The organism is Pseudomonas sp. NPDC087804, assembly GCF_044742965.1.
GTDB lineage: Bacteria > Pseudomonadota > Gammaproteobacteria > Pseudomonadales > Pseudomonadaceae > Aquipseudomonas > Aquipseudomonas rustica.
Map to the genome: position 1 here is coordinate 205,456 of NZ_JBIUVN010000001.1, position 15,831 is coordinate 221,286.

Here is a 15,831-nt window from a genome sequence, read left to right on the forward strand (position 1 = left end):
TTCAAGGGTCAATGCTGATCAGGTCAGCGGTGGATTCGAATCAAACAGTTCGGCAATCACCGGTCGGTTCCGGCGGATGCCGAGGCAGCACAGGTGGTATTCGATGAAAAACGGGTGATCGACAAAGGTGATCGGCGTGGTGCCCGGGGTTTCGGCGTACTCGACCGCCGAAACAAAACCGATGCCGATGCCTTTGACGATCGCGTGCACGATGGCTTCGCGGCTGTTCAGTTGCATGACGCGGTTGAGGTCGATGTCGAGGCGCTTGCAGCTTTCTTCGACCAGTTGCCGGGTGCGCGCACTTTGCTCACGCATCACCCATTTCTCGCGGCTGATTTCGCTGATGTGAACCTGCGACTGGCTGGCCCACGGATGGTCATCGCGTACCACGGCAATAATCGGATAGCGGTGATACAACCGGGTGTGGAAGCGCTCATCGAATTCCGACAACGCCAGAATCGCCACGTCGATATCGAAGTTGAACAGCCGCGCGAGGGTTTCCTTTTCCGAGGAAAACGAGGTTTCCAGTTCGATGTCCGGGTGCCGCTGCATCAGCTCGTAGGTCAGATTCATCGCAATCGGCGGCGACACCGCGCCGAGGCGCAGCATGCCGTTTTTGCGCTGCTTGAAGCTTTGCAACAGTTGCACCGCTTCATCTTCCTGGCCGAACAAACCTTGAGTGATTGCGTAGAGCTTGTGCCCGGCCGAACTCATCTCGATGTAGCGCCCGCGCCGATGAAACAGCTCGACCGAGAAGGTTTTCTCCAGCGCGTTGACCTGCTCGCTGACGGTCGGCTGGCCGACGCTGAGGTATTCCGCCGCGAGGGTAAAACTGCCGGTCTTGGCCACCGCATGAAACGAACGCAACCACTTGTGATACTGGTACATGCAAGCCCCGTCAGCGTCGGATGAACAATGCCACCGCCGCACTGCACAGGCAGGCACTGGTGACCACTATGAAGATGAGAGACGTGTTTGCCGTGGTGTCAAGCAAACGACCAATCATCGGCTCAGCCAGACCGGCAAAAAGATACGAGGAAAAATTCATGATCCCGGTCGCGGTGCCGGCGCGTTTGGCACCGACCAGATCCGGGCACAGCGCCCAGAAACTCGACGCCGGGCCGTAGACGAAGAAGCCGCAAAGGAACAGCGCGACCAGGCCGATCACGCTGTGCGGCGGCAGGCTCCACATCCACAAACTCGTCGCGGCGCCAAGGAACATGTAGAGCATGATCGCCAGATAACGCTTGGAGCCGAACAGCTTGTCCGACACCCAGCCATTGCTCAACGCGCCAACCGCCATGCCGACGGGGAGGGCGACGGTGATCCACTTCGGATCGATCATGCCGTCGCCGCTTTTCCAGTCAGCGCCGAGAAAGTGCACCGGCACCCAGACGATCAAGCCGTAGCGCGCCGCGTTCTGAAAGCCCAGTGACAGCGCGGCGATCAGCAGGCGCGGATTCTTCAGCACGGCTTTATAGCGTTGCGCCGAGGTCTCGACTTCGCCATGCGCGGCTTCCTGATGTTTGTCGTCAGCGTTGGCCACGCCGGTATCGCCTACCGGTTCGAAGCCCAGATCCTGCGGCCGTTCACGGGCGACTAGATAGAAAATGATCCCGCCGGCCAGCATCAGCAGCACCGGCAAGCGGAAGATCCAGCGCCATTCCAGTTGCAGCACTTCGAGCACGACGATAGAGGTAACGTACGACAGAATCGACGCGCAACCGGCGGCGAAGGTGTAGAAGCCATAGACCTTGCCGCGCTCGCCGGCCGCCCACCAGTTGGCAATCAGCCGACCGCCCGGCGCCCAGCCCAAGGCCTGAAAGTACCCGTTGACGCCCCACGGCAGGATCAGACTGGTGAAACCGCCGGCAAAACTGGTCACCCAGTTTGCCGCGCAGGACAACACCGCACCGAGGGTCATGATGCGCCGGCCACCGAACTTATCGGCGAGGTTGCCGTTGATCGCCTGACCAATCGCGTAGGCCCACAGCATTGCAGCAGACGCCCAGCCGAGGGTTTCCTTGCTCAAACCGAACTCGGCCTGAATCCCTGGAATGGCAAAACCGAAGGTCTGCCGACCGGTGTAGAAAAACAGGTAACAGAACATCGCCGCCAGCAGCATGCGCCACTGCGCGACCCGGAACGAGGCAGAGCGTACGGTGAGACCAGGCATTATTTGGGCACGATTCATGATCTTTTCCTTATTGTTGTGGGTTCCCGCCGGGTGTCGTCGGCGGGTGCACTCTTTTTTGGTGCGACAGGAAATCACCGCAGCGTTTTGCGCCGACGGCTGTGCTTGGGTTGTTCAGGTGTGGGGCGGCGTCAGGCGGCTTGGCAACCAATGAAGTTCTTGCCGCGTGCGCCCTGCATCGCCAAGTGAATGATGTCTTCGGCGTCCTTGGCCGAGACGCCATAGTCGGCAAACTCGGTTTTCACGCCCAAGGCATGAAGGAATTCGCGCAACTGCTGCTGAGCCTTGGGCAGGTCTTCACCGAACACCCGCTGCAAGACGCGGTCGCGGGTAGCGTCATGCCCCCACGCCAGACCGAGCACCAGCGGCAGTGTGAATGAGCAGGCAATGCCGTGGGGCAGGCCATGGCGCAAGGTCATCTCGTAGGAAATGGAATGCGCCAGCGCGGTTTTGGTGTTGGAAAACGCCAGGCCGGCCTTGAGCGCCGCCAGAGCCATGCGCGTGCGCAGTTCCTGGCTCGACAAGTCTTTTTGCAGGCTCGGCAGGCACTCGAGAATGTCTTCGATCGCCGAGATGGCGAAGGTGTCGGAAACCGGATTGGCGTTGACGTTCCAGATCGACTCAAGCGCATGGGACAGCGCATCGAGCCCGGTGGACACGGTGACGCCGGCGGGTACGGTCAGCATCAGCTGCGGGTCGATGATCGCCACACGCGGCCAGGTGCAATCCAGGTGCAGCGAGTATTTCTTCTGGCTGGCGCTGTCCCAGATGGTCGCCCACGGTGTGACTTCGCTACCGGTGCCGGCGGTGGTTGGCGCAGCGATCAGCTGTTTGCAGCATGGCGGCGTGAAGGGTCTGCCGCTTGCGAGCAGCGCCAGCAGTTCATCGAAATGCCCGGAGTCGGTGCCGACGATCAAGGCTTTCGCGGTGTCGATGGCGCTGCCGCCACCGACAGCCAGCACCACGTCACAGCCGCCCGCGTGTTGCCAGAAATGTTCATAAGTGCTGCGCAGATGGGCGACGTCCGGGTTGGGCTGGACGTCTTCGAATACGTAGACCAGACGCTCGCCGAGCAAGGCTTGCAGGCGATCAACCAGCCCCAGCCCACGGGCCTCGGGGAAGGTGACGAGGGCGACGGTCTGCTGCCCGGTGATGGCGGCGAGTTCTTGCAGGCTGCCCCAGCCGAAGCGGGTGTCGACGGGGTTCTGAAAACGGGCAGTCATGGTGAATCCCTCTTGTTGTTGTCGTGTGGCCACATACTCGATGGCGGCCGACAACGGCACAAATCGATAAATCGCAGGTTTGAATCGGCTCAGCCGATAGCCGCTCGACGTCAGTGTGCCGAACCGCTCTGGATCGCCGCGCGCAGGCGGCTGGAGATGGCATCGGCGACGATCACCATGAAGGTGATGACGATGATGCAAGTCGCGGTTTCCGGGTATTTGAACAACTTCAGGCTGCTCACCAGTTCGAACCCCAGGCCGCCGGCGCCGACCATGCCCAGCACCGTGGCCGAACGCAGATTGACTTCGAAGCGGTACAAAATCACCGCAATCCACGCCGTGATCACCTGCGGCAAAACGCCAAACACGATCACCTGCAACGGTCGTGCACCGGTCGCTTGCAGCGCTTCAATCGGGCCTTGATCGATCTCTTCGATGCTCTCGGCGAAGAACTTGCCGAGCATGCCCAGACCATGCAGCGCCAGCGCCAACACGCCGGGGAACGGGCCGAGGCCGACCGCCGAGACGAAGATCAGCGCGAGGATCAGTTCGTTGATGCTGCGGGTGAAATTCAGCGCCTGACGGGTGATGTGAAACACCCAGCGATTGCGGCTCAGATTGCGCGCGGCGAGAAACGACAGCGGAATCGCCAGCAACACGCCGAGCAGGGTGCCCCAAATGGCGATCTGCAAAGTCTCCACCGCTGGCGCGACCAGACGCGGCAGGATGCTCAGATCCGGCGGAAAGGTGCGCGAAAGAAAGTCACCAATCTGTGGCAATCCCGCTGCCAGTTCACCGAGGCTGAGTTGCGCACCTTGCGCGCTCCAGTTCAGCGTCCACAGCACAATCAGGACGATACCGGCGGTGGTCAGCCAACCGCGTGTGCCACGGGGCCGCTCGCCGACCCACTGATAGTTTGGCGATTGCATGCTCAGGCCCTCGATGCGGTGCGGCAGGACAGGGTGGGCGCCGGGACGTCAGCGGAGTGTTCTGCCGATTGCCCCGGATAGATTCGCGCCAGATCGGCGTCGGTCATGCTCGACGCTTTGCCATCGAACACCAGACTGCCGTGAGCGAGGCCGACCACGCGGTCGCCAAACTCGCGGGCATATTCGACTTGATGCAGATTGCACAGCACGGTGATGCCCAGTTCGCGGGTGGCATCGCGCAGGTACTGCAACACCAGTCGCGCGGTTTTCGGATCGAGGCTGGCGATCGGTTCATCGGCCAGAATCACCTGCGGCCGTTGCGCCAAGGCACGGGCAATACCGACGCGCTGCTTCTGCCCGCCAGACAATGAATCGGTGCGCTCACCGGCCTTGTGCGCCAGTTCGACGCGTTCCAGGCATTGCATTGCCAGCGCCACATCGTCACGGCGGAACAGTTGCAGAATCGAGGCGAGGGTGCCGACGGAACCGAGGCGCCCGGTCAGCACATTCTTCAATACGCTCAGGCGCGGCACGACGTTGTGGTGCTGAAAAATCATCGCCACTTCTCGGCGCAAAACGCTGGTGTCGGGGCAGGCGAGGGCATCAATGCCCGCCACGTTCAGCGTGCCGCTGTCGGCCTTTGCCAGGCGATTGATGCAACGCAGCAAGGTCGATTTGCCAGCGCCGGACTGACCGAGCACCACGACAAATTCGCCCGCAGCGACGTCAAGGTCGATGCCGCGCAACACCGGGTTGCTGCCGTAATGCTTGGTCAATTGACGGATGCTGATCATTTCATGCTCCGCAAATCGAGATCGAGCACCTTGGCGGTTTCGCGCACCACGTCATAGGACGCGTCGGTGGTGGGCTGGAAACCATTGAGTACGCCCTGGTCACCCCACGGCACGTCCTTGATCGAGGCCAGTGCGTCGGCGACTTTTTTCTTCAATTCCGGATCAAGCGCCTTGCGCCAGACCATCGGCGATTCGGGAATCGGCTTGGAACTCCAGACGATTTCGAAGTCATCCTGCTTGACCACACCTTTGGCCACGGCGCTGGCAAAGATGCGATCAGCTACGGCGGCGGCGTCGACTTTCTTGTTCTCGACCGCGAGGATACTGGCGTCGTGGGAACCGGAAAAAATCACTCGTTTGAACAGTGTGTCCGGGGCAAATCCGGCCTGCTCCAGCCCGGCTTTTGGAAAGAGATGCCCTGACGCCGAGCTTGGGTCGACGAAAGCAAACGTGTGGCCCTTGAGATCGGCCAATGTGTGAATGCCGCTGTCCTTGCGCGCCAGAATTACGCTTTTGTAGGCGCTCTGGCCGGTCTTCTTGGTCACCGCCACGGAGAACGCTTCGACATCGGCCACCGAGGTCGCCAGCACGTAGGAGAACGGGCCGAGGTAGGCGACGTCGAGTTTGCCCGAGCGCAGCGCTTCGATGATGCCGTTGTAGTCGGTGGCCACGAACGGCACCACCGGCATGCCGATTTTGGCTTGCAGATCGTCGAGCACTTGTTTGCTCGATTCGATCATCGCCTGGGAATCTTCGGAGGGGATCAGGCCAATGGTCAGTTTGTCCTTGGCCCAGACCTGGCTGGCACTCAGGGCAAGTACGGCAAGGCTGGCGGCACGCAGAAACTGGTTAATTGTTTTCATGGCATTCCACGGTGTGGTTGGGAGTTGCCACAGGCTAGGTCTGTCACGTGACAGTCATTCAATCAATTCAATATGCGAAACCTCAGCTAACTATTGATGGAGTCTATGGATGTCGAGCGCCAAATTGCGGGCCTTTCTCGCCGTCGCCCGCCACGGCAGTTTCAGTGCCGGCGCGCGGGCGTCGGGGCTCAGTCAACCGACACTGACCACGCAGGTGCAAAGTCTGGAGCGACAGCACAACGTCGAACTGTTTCATCGGCGTGGGCGGCGGATTGAATTGTCGGATGTCGGGCGGCAATTGCTGCCCATCGCGCAACGGCTGGCCTTGCTGGAACTGGAAGCGCACAACCTGCTGCGCGACTCCGGGCGGCTCGACAGCGGCCAGCTCAAGGTCGGTGCGGTGGGGCCGTTTCATGTGATCGAAATGGTCGACAGTTACCTGCAACAGCATCCGAATATCGACGTGTCGATCCGCGTGGGTAACTCTGCGCAGGTGTTGTCGGATTTGGAAAACTATGTGACCGATATCGCGGTGCTGGCCGGGCGTCAGGATGATCCGGCGTTGTGTTCGGTGCGTTACGCGCGGCACGCGATCATCTTGTTTGCCCACCATGAGCATCCGTTGGCCAATCGCGGCAGCGTGCGTCTGGAGGAACTGGAAGGGCAGCGCCTGCTGCAACGTGAGCCCGGTTCGACCACGCGGCTGGTGCTGGAGCAGGCGCTGAATGCGGCGCAGGTGAAACCGAGGATCGCCATGGAAATTGGCAGTCGCGAGGCGTTGCGGGAAGCGGTGGTGCGTGGGCTGGGTTTGGGGGTGGTGTCGGAAGCGGAGTTCATTGCCGATCCGAAAATCCGCACGATCAGAATCGAGGGCGAAGAGCTGTTCACCGAGACGTATCTTTATTGCTTGGCAGAACGGCGTTCCAGTCGGCTCATTTCGTCGTTTTTCGATGCGGCACTCGGCTGAGGGTTTGCAATCTCCGACGAGGCTTGGCTAATATACGTTCCATATACACATCGTATCGGATTCATATATGGGCATCGTAAAGATTTCAGAGGACATGCACGAGAATCTGCGGATCTCCAGCAACGCCCTCAGCCGCTCGATCAACGCGCAGGCCGAGCACTGGATGCGCATCGGCATGCTCGCCGAACTGCACCCCAACCTCGACCACAGCGCCATTTGCCGCTTGCTGATCCGCGCCGAACAGAACGGCGGGCTGGATCTGCAACAACTGACTCAGGAAGCCGTCAGCGCATGAGAAGCCAGATCAAGATCAACACCCCGGCCGACATCGCTCAATCCCGCGCCGCCGGTAAACTCGCCGCTGAAGTGCTGGCAATGCTGGTGCCGCACGTCAAGGCCGGCGTGACCACCGATGAGCTGGATCGGCTGTGTAACGACTACATCGTCAACGTGCAGAAAGCGGTGCCGGCCAACGTCGGCTATCACGGTTTTCCGAAAACCGTCTGCGCTTCGGTCAATGACGTGGTTTGCCACGGCATTCCGTCGGGCACGCCGTTGAAGGATGGCGACATCGTCAACCTCGATATCGCGGTGATCAAGGACGGCTGGTTCGGCGACACCAGCCGCATGTACGTGGTGGGTGAGGCGACGCCTGAGGCGCAGCACCTGATCAAGACCACTTACGAAGCGATGTGCGCGGGTATTCGCGTGGTGAAACCGGGCGCGACGTTGGGCGATATCGGCCACGCGATTCAGAGCCTGGCGGAGAAGGAAGGCTTCAGCGTGGTGCGCGAGTATTGCGGGCACGGGATCGGCAAGGTCTATCACGATGAGCCGCAGATTCTGCATTACGGCTTTCCCAATCAGGGCATGAAGCTTAAGGCCGGGATGATTTTTACCGTGGAACCGATGCTCAATGCCGGCAAGCGTCACGTGAAGAACATGCCGGACGGCTGGACGGTGCTGACCAAGGATGGTTCGTTGTCGGCGCAGTGGGAGCATATGGTCGCGGTGACCGAAACCGGCTTCGAAATCCTCACCGCCTGGCCGGACGAAATCGAAGGCTACTCCCCAATCACCTAAACACCACAAAACCCCTGTAGGAGCTGTCGAGTGAAACGAGGCTGCGATCTGTTGATCTTGTTTTTAACAGCGAGATCAACAGATCGCAGCCTGCGGCAGCTCCTACAAGTTATGTGGTGTGTGCAGGGACGCTTTGCAGCCAATCAAGCAGCTCATCCCACAACGGCTGTGCGCTTTCGCGGAAGTAACCCATGTGCCCGTACGGTTTGCTGCCCGCCGGCGGCTGCAGATCCAGCAATGTCAGCGGTGCATTCACCATGGCTTTGACAAACGCATCGCGCGAACGCGGCGGCGCCCACGGATCATCGACCGACGTGGCGAAAACGCATGGCGTTGTGACCTCGGCGTAGAGCGCATGCAGATGGCTCATCTCGGGGTCGTCGAAGTAGTAGTGGGGGAATTTGCACCAGCGTTTCCAGTCGTTGTAAACGCCCAGCGGCAAATCATCGCCCATGCCCAGCATGCTCCAGGCCATGTAGCCTTTGCGGGCGACAATCACCGGCAGCACAAACGTCCACATCAGACGGATTTTCCAGGCCTCGGTTCGGGACATCCAGCCGCTCCAGCCCGCGCCACTGCCCAGGGTGTAGCAAGCTGTCAGGGCGGGGTGATTGGGCAACAGACCAATCGCATGACCACCAAACGAATGGCCGACCCAATACAGCGGCAATGCTTCCTAGCTTAGCAGATCCACTGCCGCCGCCAAATCCTGATAAGCCCAATCCAGATAAGACATCTCAAAGCCTTTGAGCGAAGCCGGTTTCGACTCACCGATGCCCCGGTAATCGAGGGTCAGCACGTGAAAGCCCTGGCGCGCCGCGTGCTCGGCAAAACGCCGATAAAAGCGCTGCTGGACCCCGGTGGCACCGGCCATGATCAGGTTACCTTTGACGACGCCCGCTGCGCCGTAGCGCTTGGCGGACAACGGATAACCATCGCGGGCAATGAGGGCGATGTCCTGTCTCTGGATCGATTCGGCAAAGGCTGCGGCCATGGTGTTCATGAAATTGTTCCGAGTGAGTTGAGCAAAGCCTTCAGCGACCTTTGAACTGCGGTTCGCGCTTTTGCATCATCGCCATGACGCCTTCGCGGACATCCTCGGTTTTGATCAGGGCCAGCAGTTGTTCATCAAGCGTCGACAGTGCCGCATCGTCTCCCTGATCCTGCGCCAGAAACGCCGATTGCAGCGTCGCCTGAATCGCCAGAGGCGCAGCCTTGGCAATGCGTTCGGCGTATTCGATGGCGCGTGCCAGAGTCTGGCCGGGTGCGACCACTTCGGTCAGCAGGCGCATGTGCAGGGCGGCATCGGCATCGAACTCTTCCGCCGTGAGCATGTAGCGCATGGCGGCGGTCCAGCCCGCTGCGCGGGTGAAGCGCACGGTGGAACCGCCGGCGGGAGAGATCCCGCGCAACACTTCCAGATGAGCGAAACGGGCATTGGTGGCGGCAATGCTGATATCGGCGTTGAGCATCAATTCGATGCCCGCCGTCCAGCAAATGCCTTCAATGGCAACCACCACCGGTTTACGCCTGCGCGGTTTGGAAACGCCCCATGGGTCGATGCCTTCTTCAGGATACTTGAAGGCGCCTGACACCAGTTTCGGCGTCAGCTCCATCAAGTCCAGGCCTGCGGTGAAGTGCTCGCCATGCGCGAACAGCACGGCGCAGCGGAGTTCGTCATTGCGCTCATACTCGCCGATGGCCAATGCCAGGTCCGTCAGCATTGCACTGTCGAATGCGTTGCGTTTGCCGGCGCGATCCAGACCGATCAAAAACAACTGACCGCGTTGTTCGCGGGTGACTCGGCCGGGGCCACTGTTGGCTTCGTTCATCTCTGCTCTCCCTGATTTTTTGTCGGCGGCCAGTTACTGACCATCTGTTCGGTAAATAGAAACTAAACGAACAGTTGGTAACCGTCAAATTGAGAAGGGCAGGCTTATGTCATAGAATCACCGCCAGTTATCCGGATCAGGAAATACCCGTGCGACCGTTGAAAATCCCCCGTGAAGAGCTGCTCCTGCGGTGCGCCAATACCTTCAAACGCCTTGGCTACCATGGCACCACCATGGACGTACTCGCGTCCGCTTGCGGCTTTACCAAGGCTTCGTTCTATCACCACTATCCGAATAAGGAGGCCTTGCTGCGTGACGTGCTCGACTGGACGCATCAGGTCATCAACCAGACCTTGTTTGCCGTGGCCTTCGACGAAAAACTCACGCCACAAGAACGCCTGAGCAAAATGGGCCGCAAGGCTGCGCGGCTGTTTCAGAATGACTCGATTGGTTGCCTGATGGGCGTGGTGGCGGTCGATGCTGCGTACGGTAAAAGTGAATTGCTGGAGCCGATTCGCGGCTTTTTCGATGCATGGGCCAAGGCGTTTGCGCATTTGCTGGAAGGCGAGGTCGATGAGGGACAAGCCTTGCTGACCGCTCGACAATGGGTGGCGGATTACGAGGGGGCGATTCTGCTGGCTCGGGTCTATGGTGACGCGGCTTACATCGATGCGGTGACGCGTCGGGCGCTGGAACACTTGAGTGCCTGTCAGGCACCGACATAAGGCTTACGCGCTGTGTGTTGTGTCCTCGACAGTGTCAGCCACGACGCACACTGACTTTTTATCCGATCAGGGAGCAACACCATGAGTGCAATCACCCCGGCCGTGATGGCCGATCTCGCGCCCGACGGCGTGCTGCATGCCGCCATCAATTTTGGCAACCCGGTGCTGGCACAGCGCAGGGCGGACGGTGCGCCGCAGGGTGTTTCGGTGGCTTTGGCGATAGCGCTGGCTGCCGAGTTGGGTGTCGAGCTGGAGATGCGTACGTTTGATGCGGCGGGCAAGGTTTTCGCGGCGCTGGAGGAGGGCGTGTGGAACTTGGCGTTTCTCGCCATCGAGCCGGTGCGCGAGGCGCAGATTGCGTTCAGCGAGCCTTACGTGATCATTGAGGGGACTTATCTGGTCGAGGCGCAGGCCCCGTATCGCAACGTCGAGGATCTCGATCAGCCAGGATTGCGATTGGCCGTTGGCAAAGGCGCAGCCTACGACCTGTTCCTCAGTCGCACGCTGCAGCACGCACAATTGGAGCGTGCCGAAACCTCGGCGGGTGCCGTTGACCTGTTTATCGAGCAACACCTGGATGCCGCCGCCGGTGTCCGTCAGCCCTTGCAGAAAGTCGCGGATGCCGACGCGCGTTACCGCGTGCTGGACGGCGCGTTCACGGCGATTCGCCAGGCCATGGCCGTGCCCCGTGGGCGCAGGGCCGGCGCGGCGTATGTGCGGGCGTTTGTCGAGCGCAAGAAGGCTGAAGGGTTTGTCGCTGCAGCGCTCGCCGAGAGCGGGCAGGGCGATGTGACGGTGGCGCCTTGAGACCAAAAAAAGGGCCACCGCGGCCCGACGCTTGGGTGGCCCTGAGGGGGACATTCTTGAAATGACGGCAGACCCTGTGGGAGCGAGCCTGCTCGCGAAGAGGTCGTGTCAGTCAACCTTAACGTTGAATGACACACCGCATTCGCGAGCAGGCTCGCTCCCACATTTGGAATGCATTCCTGTAGGAGCTGTCGAGTGAAACGAGGCTGCGATCTTTTGATCTTGTTTTTAACGGCAAGATCAAAAGATCGCAGCCTTCGGCAGCTCCTACAGGGGATTTCAGTGGGAGCCGGCGGCTTTGTTGAGGTCGCTTTCGGTCCATTCGGTGTAGACGCAGGCATCAGCCGTGGCCCAGCGCACTTGTACCGGGTCGCCAGCCTTGAGCGGCATGCCCGCGGCTGACAATGCTTTCACCGTCATTGAGGTGCCGCCCGAGGTGACCACGCTGCAGGTCTGGCTTTCGCCGAGGAACAGCACCTCAACCACCTTGGCCGCCACTTCATTCCACCCCGACGGCAACGGTTCGCTGATGGCTTGCGCCACGCTCAACGCCTGCGCTTTTTCCGGCCGCACCATCAGCAACACATCCTGATCGGTGTGCAACCCAGCGGTCAGGCGAATCGATAATGACTGCCCTTCAAAAGAAGCCGCCGCATTGCCCTGCGCCTTGAGCTTGAGGAAGTTCGAGTTACCGAGGAACGACGCGACAAACGCATTCGGCGGATTCTGATACAGGTCATAACCACTGCCCAATCCAACAATCTTGCCGTGACTGAAAATCGCGATGCGTTGCGACAAACGCATGGCTTCTTCCTGGTCGTGGGTCACGTAAACGATGGTGATGCCCAGACGACGATGCAATTGGCGCAATTCATCCTGCAAATCCTCGCGCAGCTTTTTATCCAGCGCGCCGAGCGGTTCGTCCATCAACAGAATGCGTGGTTCGTAGACCAGCGCCCGGGCAATAGCCACGCGTTGTTGCTGGCCGCCCGAGAGTTGCGAAGGGCGGCGATGGGCGAATTGCTCAAGCTGCACCAGTTTCAACATCGCATCGACACGCTTCTCGCGCTCCGCCGTCGCCAGTTTGCGAATCGCCAGAGGAAACGCAATGTTGTCGCGCACCGACAGATGCGGGAACAGCGAATAACGCTGGAACACCATGCCGATGTCACGCTTGTGCGGCGGCACATTGACCAACGATTCACCGTTGACGAGGATTTCGCCGCTGCTCGGCGTTTCAAACCCGGCGAGCATCGACAGCGTGGTGCTTTTACCCGAGCCGCTGGAGCCGAGAAAGGTGAGGAATTCACCGTCCTTGATGTCCAGCGAGATGTTGTCGACGGCGGCAAAGTCGCCGTAGTGCTTGTTCAGGTTGCGCAGGCTGACCAGGGGTTTGTCGTTCTGCTGGGAAGCGTCTTTGATCACGGCACTCATGTCGTACTCCTGGGCGCTCAGGCGCTGATTTCGTTGCGCCGGCGCAGTGCGGCGGCGATCACCATGACCAATACCGACAAGCCGATCAGCAGCGTCGAAGCGACGGCGATCACTGGCGTCAGGTCCTGGCGCAAGGTGGTCCACATTTTCACGGGAAGGGTTTGCAGGGTCGGGCTGGCCATCATCACGCTGAGCACCACTTCGTCCCACGAAACGAGGAAGGCGAAGAGGGCGCCGGCAACCATGCCCGGACGGATCGCCGGGAACGTCACCTTGAACACCGCTTGCAGGCGTGACGCACCGCAAATCACCGCCGCGTCTTCAATCGACTGATCGAATAGCTTCAACGAGTTGATGATCGAGATGATGGTGAACGGCAGCGCGACGATCACATGGCTGACCACGAAGGCGAACATCGTCCCGGTGTAACCGAGCTTGAGGAACAGCGCGTACACCGCCACGGCGATGATCACCAACGGCACGATCATCGGCAGGGTGAACAGACCGTAGAGCATTTCCCGGCCGGGAAAACGTCCGCGCACCAGCGCAAACGCAGTCGGCAAACCAAGGGCCACGGCGCAGATCGTGGTCAGCACAGCGACCTTGAGGCTCGCCGCTGCAGCGTTCATCCAGTCAGGATTGGAGAAGAACTGGCCGTACCATTTCAGCGTCCAGCCCGGTGGTGGAAACACCAGCCACTGTGAGGAACCGAAGGACAAAAGCACGATGAACACGATCGGCAACAGCAGGAACAAACCGATCAGCCCGGTGGTGGCGTAGAGGCCGAAACGCATGCGGCGGCTCATCGCATTGGGGGTCAGGAGCATGTCGGCTTACCTCGCGTTACTGGCGCCAACCGGGGATTCCGGTTGAAGCTTCAGGTAGAAGTAGAACAGCACCAAAGTGATCGCGATCAGCAACGCGGCGCCGGCACTGGCCAGGCCCCAGTTGAGGAACGATTGCACCTGCTGAATGATGAACTCCGGCAGCATCATGTTCTGCGCCCCACCGAGCAACGCCGGGGTCACGTAGTAACCGAGCGACATGACGAACACCATCAAGCCACCGGAGGCCAGACCTGGCCGGCACAGCGGCAGGAACACCCGGAAGAAGTTGCTCCACGGACTGGCGCCGCAGATCGAACCGGCCTGCAGGATCATCGGGTCGATGGCTTGCATGGTCGCCTGCAACGGCAGCACGATGAACGGAATCATGATGTAGCTCATGCCGATCACCACGCCGGTGAGGTTGTGCACCATCTCCAGTGGCTGATCGATGATGCCCATCGCCATCAACGCCTTGTTGATCACGCCCGACGCTTGCAGCAGCACCAGCCACGAATAGGTGCGGGCGAGCAGGCTGGTCCACATCGACAGCAGCACGATGTTGAGAATCCAGCGCCCCCAGCCGCGCGGCACCAGAGTGATCGCCCAGGCCAGCGGAAAGCCCAGCAGCAGGCTGAACAGCGTCACCAGTCCGGCCACCGAAAAGGTGTTGAGCAGGACGCGGGCATACGCCGAGTTGGCGAACAGTTGTTCATAGTTGCCGAGGCCTGGCGTCGGTTCGAGCACGCCGCGTAGCAGCAGGCCAATCAACGGCGCGAGAAAGAACAGGCCGATGAACAACAGCGCTGGCACGAGGTTGCCGGCGCCGCGCCAGCGTTGTCTGAGGGACGGGGCTTGCTGCATCGCAACCGCCTGTGTTCCGTGGGCCGAGCCGGCAGCGCTTTGGGCGCTGCCGGTGGCAGTGGAGGGACGGGACGCGGTGGCCGCCATTTTCATTTGACCAGCCATTCGTTCCACCGTGTCGCGATGGCCTGGCCGTTTTTGGCCCAGTACGCGAAATCAAGAGTGATCTGATCCTTAGCGTAGGCAGTCGGCAGGTTGGGGGCCAGCGCCGAATCCAGACGCTCCACACTGTCGAGGTTGACCGGGGCGTAGGCGGTCAGGTTGGAGAAGTCGGCCTGGCCTTTGGCGCTGCTGGCGCTGGCGAGAAACTTCATCGCTGCGTCCTTGTTTTTCGAGCCCTTTGGAATCACCAGAATGTCGGCCATGACCAGGTTCTGTTTCCAGCTCACGCCGACCGGCGCGCCGTCTTCTTGCAGGGCGTGAATACGGCCGTTCCAGAACTGGCCCATGCTCGCTTCACCGGACGCCAGCAGTTGCTGCGACTGCGCGCCGCCGCCCCACCAGACGATGTCTTTCTTGATGGTGTCGAGTTTCTTGAAGGCGCGATCGAGATCCAGCGGGTAGAGCTTGTCGGCAGGTACGCCATCGGCCAGCAGCGCCAATTCGAGCACGCCGGGGCTTGGCCATTTGTAGAGGGCGCGTTTGCCCGGGTAGGTTTTGGTGTCGAACAGGGCGCTCCAGTGCTGCGGCTTGTTGGCGCCGAGTTTGCCCTCGTTGTAGCCGAGGACGAAGGAGAAGAAGAACGAGCCGACGCCGTAATCGCTGACGAACCGCGGGTCGATCTTGTCGCGCTGGATGACTTTGAAATCGAGGGGTTCGAGCAGGCCTTCAGCGGCGGCGCGCAGGGCGAAGTCGGCTTCGACATCGACCACGTCCCACTGCACGTTGCCGCTCTCGACCATGGCTTTGAGTTTGCCGTAGTCGGTCGGGCCGTCCTGCACGACGGTGATGCCGCTGGCCTTGCTGAACGGATCGGCCCAAGCCTGTTTCTGCGCATCCTGGGTGCTTCCACCCCAACTGACGAAGTTCACGCTGTCGGCCGCCATTGCAGCCTGGCCGGTGACGCTGAGCAGTCCCGCAAAAAAGATCGCGGTTGCAGCTTTGTTCAACACCATGTTCACGCCCTCATTGTTGTGTTTTTGAGCGGGCTTGCGTTGTTGCCCGCCTATCGGGAGCAGTAGATGGACGTTCGTTGGAGTGTCCGGTCTATGGAATATCATATTATGGTATTCCAAACTTTGTGCAAGCACTTTGCCTTACCGGTTATCTGGCGGCTGTCCTTTTTTGTGGTT

At 60.4% G+C, this 15,831-nt stretch carries 16 protein-coding genes and 1 pseudogene; 5 read left to right on the forward strand and 12 right to left on the reverse strand.

Features of this window, described 5'->3' with window-relative positions; genetic code table 11:
* Positions 1–18: 18 nt before the first annotated feature.
* The 6 genes from ACIOMO_RS00985 to phnD all read right to left on the reverse strand — a co-directional run bounded on the left by ACIOMO_RS00985 (position 19) and on the right by phnD (position 6,003).
* Complete coding sequence (locus ACIOMO_RS00985) at positions 19–888, reverse strand: LysR substrate-binding domain-containing protein (RefSeq protein ID WP_053121214.1); 870 nt, start codon at positions 886–888, stop codon at positions 19–21.
* A 10-nt stretch (positions 889–898) separates the two neighbouring features.
* Positions 899–2,194, reverse strand: a complete 1,296-nt coding sequence (locus tag ACIOMO_RS00990) for an MFS transporter (RefSeq protein WP_401237546.1) — start codon at positions 2,192–2,194, stop codon at positions 899–901.
* Between the two features lie 131 nt (positions 2,195–2,325).
* The gene (gene psrA, locus ACIOMO_RS00995) at positions 2,326–3,417 is read right to left on the reverse strand and encodes an iron-containing alcohol dehydrogenase PsrA (RefSeq protein WP_401237548.1); all 1,092 of its coding nucleotides are present in this window, start codon (positions 3,415–3,417) and stop codon (positions 2,326–2,328) included.
* Between the two features lie 110 nt (positions 3,418–3,527).
* Positions 3,528–4,346 carry a phosphonate ABC transporter, permease protein PhnE gene (phnE, locus tag ACIOMO_RS01000; protein ID WP_400751115.1) on the reverse strand — a complete coding sequence of 273 codons (819 nt, stop codon included), beginning with the start codon at positions 4,344–4,346 and terminating at the stop codon, positions 3,528–3,530.
* Between the two features lie 2 nt (positions 4,347–4,348).
* Positions 4,349–5,140: a phosphonate ABC transporter ATP-binding protein gene (gene phnC / locus ACIOMO_RS01005; protein WP_401237550.1), complete on the reverse strand. Its 792-nt coding sequence runs from the start codon at positions 5,138–5,140 to the stop codon at positions 4,349–4,351.
* Positions 5,137–6,003 carry a phosphonate ABC transporter substrate-binding protein gene (phnD, locus tag ACIOMO_RS01010; RefSeq protein ID WP_122594258.1) on the reverse strand — a complete coding sequence of 289 codons (867 nt, stop codon included), beginning with the start codon at positions 6,001–6,003 and terminating at the stop codon, positions 5,137–5,139. The genes phnC and phnD overlap by 4 nt, the downstream gene beginning before the upstream one ends.
* A 109-nt stretch (positions 6,004–6,112) precedes the next feature.
* On the opposite strand from phnD, the gene ACIOMO_RS01015 reads away from it, so the two are divergent.
* The 3 genes from ACIOMO_RS01015 to map all read left to right on the forward strand — a co-directional run bounded on the left by ACIOMO_RS01015 (position 6,113) and on the right by map (position 8,053).
* Positions 6,113–6,970 carry a LysR substrate-binding domain-containing protein gene (locus tag ACIOMO_RS01015; RefSeq protein WP_400751108.1) on the forward strand — a complete coding sequence of 286 codons (858 nt, stop codon included), beginning with the start codon at positions 6,113–6,115 and terminating at the stop codon, positions 6,968–6,970.
* A 67-nt stretch (positions 6,971–7,037) separates the two neighbouring features.
* Positions 7,038–7,265 (forward strand): ParD-like family protein, encoded by a 228-nt coding sequence (locus tag ACIOMO_RS01020; RefSeq protein WP_007918027.1) that lies wholly within the window; start codon positions 7,038–7,040, stop codon positions 7,263–7,265.
* Positions 7,262–8,053: a type I methionyl aminopeptidase gene (map, locus tag ACIOMO_RS01025; RefSeq protein WP_401237553.1), complete on the forward strand. Its 792-nt coding sequence runs from the start codon at positions 7,262–7,264 to the stop codon at positions 8,051–8,053. Before ACIOMO_RS01020 ends, map begins: the two co-directional genes overlap by 4 nt.
* Before the next feature lie 109 nt (positions 8,054–8,162).
* Here map and ACIOMO_RS01030 read toward each other — a convergent pair.
* Both ACIOMO_RS01030 and ACIOMO_RS01035 read right to left on the reverse strand, forming a co-directional pair.
* Positions 8,163–9,056 (reverse strand): annotated as a pseudogene (locus tag ACIOMO_RS01030) (alpha/beta fold hydrolase).
* 31 nt (positions 9,057–9,087) lie between these two features.
* Positions 9,088–9,885, reverse strand: a complete 798-nt coding sequence (locus ACIOMO_RS01035; protein ID WP_053121199.1) for a crotonase/enoyl-CoA hydratase family protein — start codon at positions 9,883–9,885, stop codon at positions 9,088–9,090.
* Between the two features lie 149 nt (positions 9,886–10,034).
* Here ACIOMO_RS01035 and ACIOMO_RS01040 point away from each other — a divergent pair, with 149 nt between their 5' ends.
* On the forward strand, positions 10,035–10,610 hold the full coding sequence (locus tag ACIOMO_RS01040) for a TetR/AcrR family transcriptional regulator (RefSeq protein WP_053121198.1): 576 nt from the start codon (positions 10,035–10,037) through the stop codon (positions 10,608–10,610).
* Between the two features lie 81 nt (positions 10,611–10,691).
* Positions 10,692–11,417 carry a transporter substrate-binding domain-containing protein gene (locus ACIOMO_RS01045; protein WP_401237555.1) on the forward strand — a complete coding sequence of 242 codons (726 nt, stop codon included), beginning with the start codon at positions 10,692–10,694 and terminating at the stop codon, positions 11,415–11,417.
* 279 nt (positions 11,418–11,696) lie between these two features.
* On the opposite strand, the gene ACIOMO_RS01050 is transcribed toward ACIOMO_RS01045, so the two are convergent.
* Genes ACIOMO_RS01050 through ACIOMO_RS01065 form a run of 4 tightly spaced genes read right to left on the reverse strand, consistent with a single transcriptional unit; the run spans position 11,697 to position 15,654 of the window.
* Positions 11,697–12,851 (reverse strand): ABC transporter ATP-binding protein, encoded by a 1,155-nt coding sequence (locus tag ACIOMO_RS01050; protein ID WP_401237557.1) that lies wholly within the window; start codon positions 12,849–12,851, stop codon positions 11,697–11,699.
* Between the two features lie 17 nt (positions 12,852–12,868).
* On the reverse strand, positions 12,869–13,678 hold the full coding sequence (locus ACIOMO_RS01055) for an ABC transporter permease (protein ID WP_007918021.1): 810 nt from the start codon (positions 13,676–13,678) through the stop codon (positions 12,869–12,871).
* Positions 13,679–13,684: 6 nt separating this feature from the next.
* Entirely contained in the window at positions 13,685–14,632 is a 948-nt protein-coding gene (locus tag ACIOMO_RS01060; protein WP_053121191.1) for an ABC transporter permease, read from the reverse strand.
* Complete coding sequence (locus ACIOMO_RS01065; RefSeq protein WP_401237559.1) at positions 14,629–15,654, reverse strand: ABC transporter substrate-binding protein; 1,026 nt, start codon at positions 15,652–15,654, stop codon at positions 14,629–14,631. The genes ACIOMO_RS01060 and ACIOMO_RS01065 overlap by 4 nt, the downstream gene beginning before the upstream one ends.
* Positions 15,655–15,831 lie beyond the last annotated feature (177 nt).

Bases quoted from the DNA above. Each gene is read 5' to 3' on its own strand.
- ACIOMO_RS00985 (WP_053121214.1), bottom strand. From the start codon at position 888: ATGTACCAGTATCACAAGTGGTTGCGTTCGTTTCATGCGGTGGCCAAG.
- ACIOMO_RS00990 (WP_401237546.1), bottom strand. From the start codon at position 2,194: ATGAATCGTGCCCAAATAATGCCTGGTCTCACCGTACGCTCTGCCTCG.
- psrA (WP_401237548.1), bottom strand. From the start codon at position 3,417: ATGACTGCCCGTTTTCAGAACCCCGTCGACACCCGCTTCGGCTGGGGC.
- phnE (WP_400751115.1), bottom strand. From the start codon at position 4,346: ATGCAATCGCCAAACTATCAGTGGGTCGGCGAGCGGCCCCGTGGCACA.
- phnC (WP_401237550.1), bottom strand. From the start codon at position 5,140: ATGATCAGCATCCGTCAATTGACCAAGCATTACGGCAGCAACCCGGTG.
- phnD (WP_122594258.1), bottom strand. From the start codon at position 6,003: ATGAAAACAATTAACCAGTTTCTGCGTGCCGCCAGCCTTGCCGTACTT.
- ACIOMO_RS01015 (WP_400751108.1), top strand. From the start codon at position 6,113: ATGTCGAGCGCCAAATTGCGGGCCTTTCTCGCCGTCGCCCGCCACGGC.
- ACIOMO_RS01020 (WP_007918027.1), top strand. From the start codon at position 7,038: ATGGGCATCGTAAAGATTTCAGAGGACATGCACGAGAATCTGCGGATC.
- map (WP_401237553.1), top strand. From the start codon at position 7,262: ATGAGAAGCCAGATCAAGATCAACACCCCGGCCGACATCGCTCAATCC.
- ACIOMO_RS01035 (WP_053121199.1), bottom strand. From the start codon at position 9,885: ATGAACGAAGCCAACAGTGGCCCCGGCCGAGTCACCCGCGAACAACGC.
- ACIOMO_RS01045 (WP_401237555.1), top strand. From the start codon at position 10,692: ATGAGTGCAATCACCCCGGCCGTGATGGCCGATCTCGCGCCCGACGGC.
- ACIOMO_RS01050 (WP_401237557.1), bottom strand. From the start codon at position 12,851: ATGAGTGCCGTGATCAAAGACGCTTCCCAGCAGAACGACAAACCCCTG.
- ACIOMO_RS01055 (WP_007918021.1), bottom strand. From the start codon at position 13,678: ATGCTCCTGACCCCCAATGCGATGAGCCGCCGCATGCGTTTCGGCCTC.
- ACIOMO_RS01060 (WP_053121191.1), bottom strand. From the start codon at position 14,632: ATGAAAATGGCGGCCACCGCGTCCCGTCCCTCCACTGCCACCGGCAGC.
- ACIOMO_RS01065 (WP_401237559.1), bottom strand. From the start codon at position 15,654: ATGGTGTTGAACAAAGCTGCAACCGCGATCTTTTTTGCGGGACTGCTC.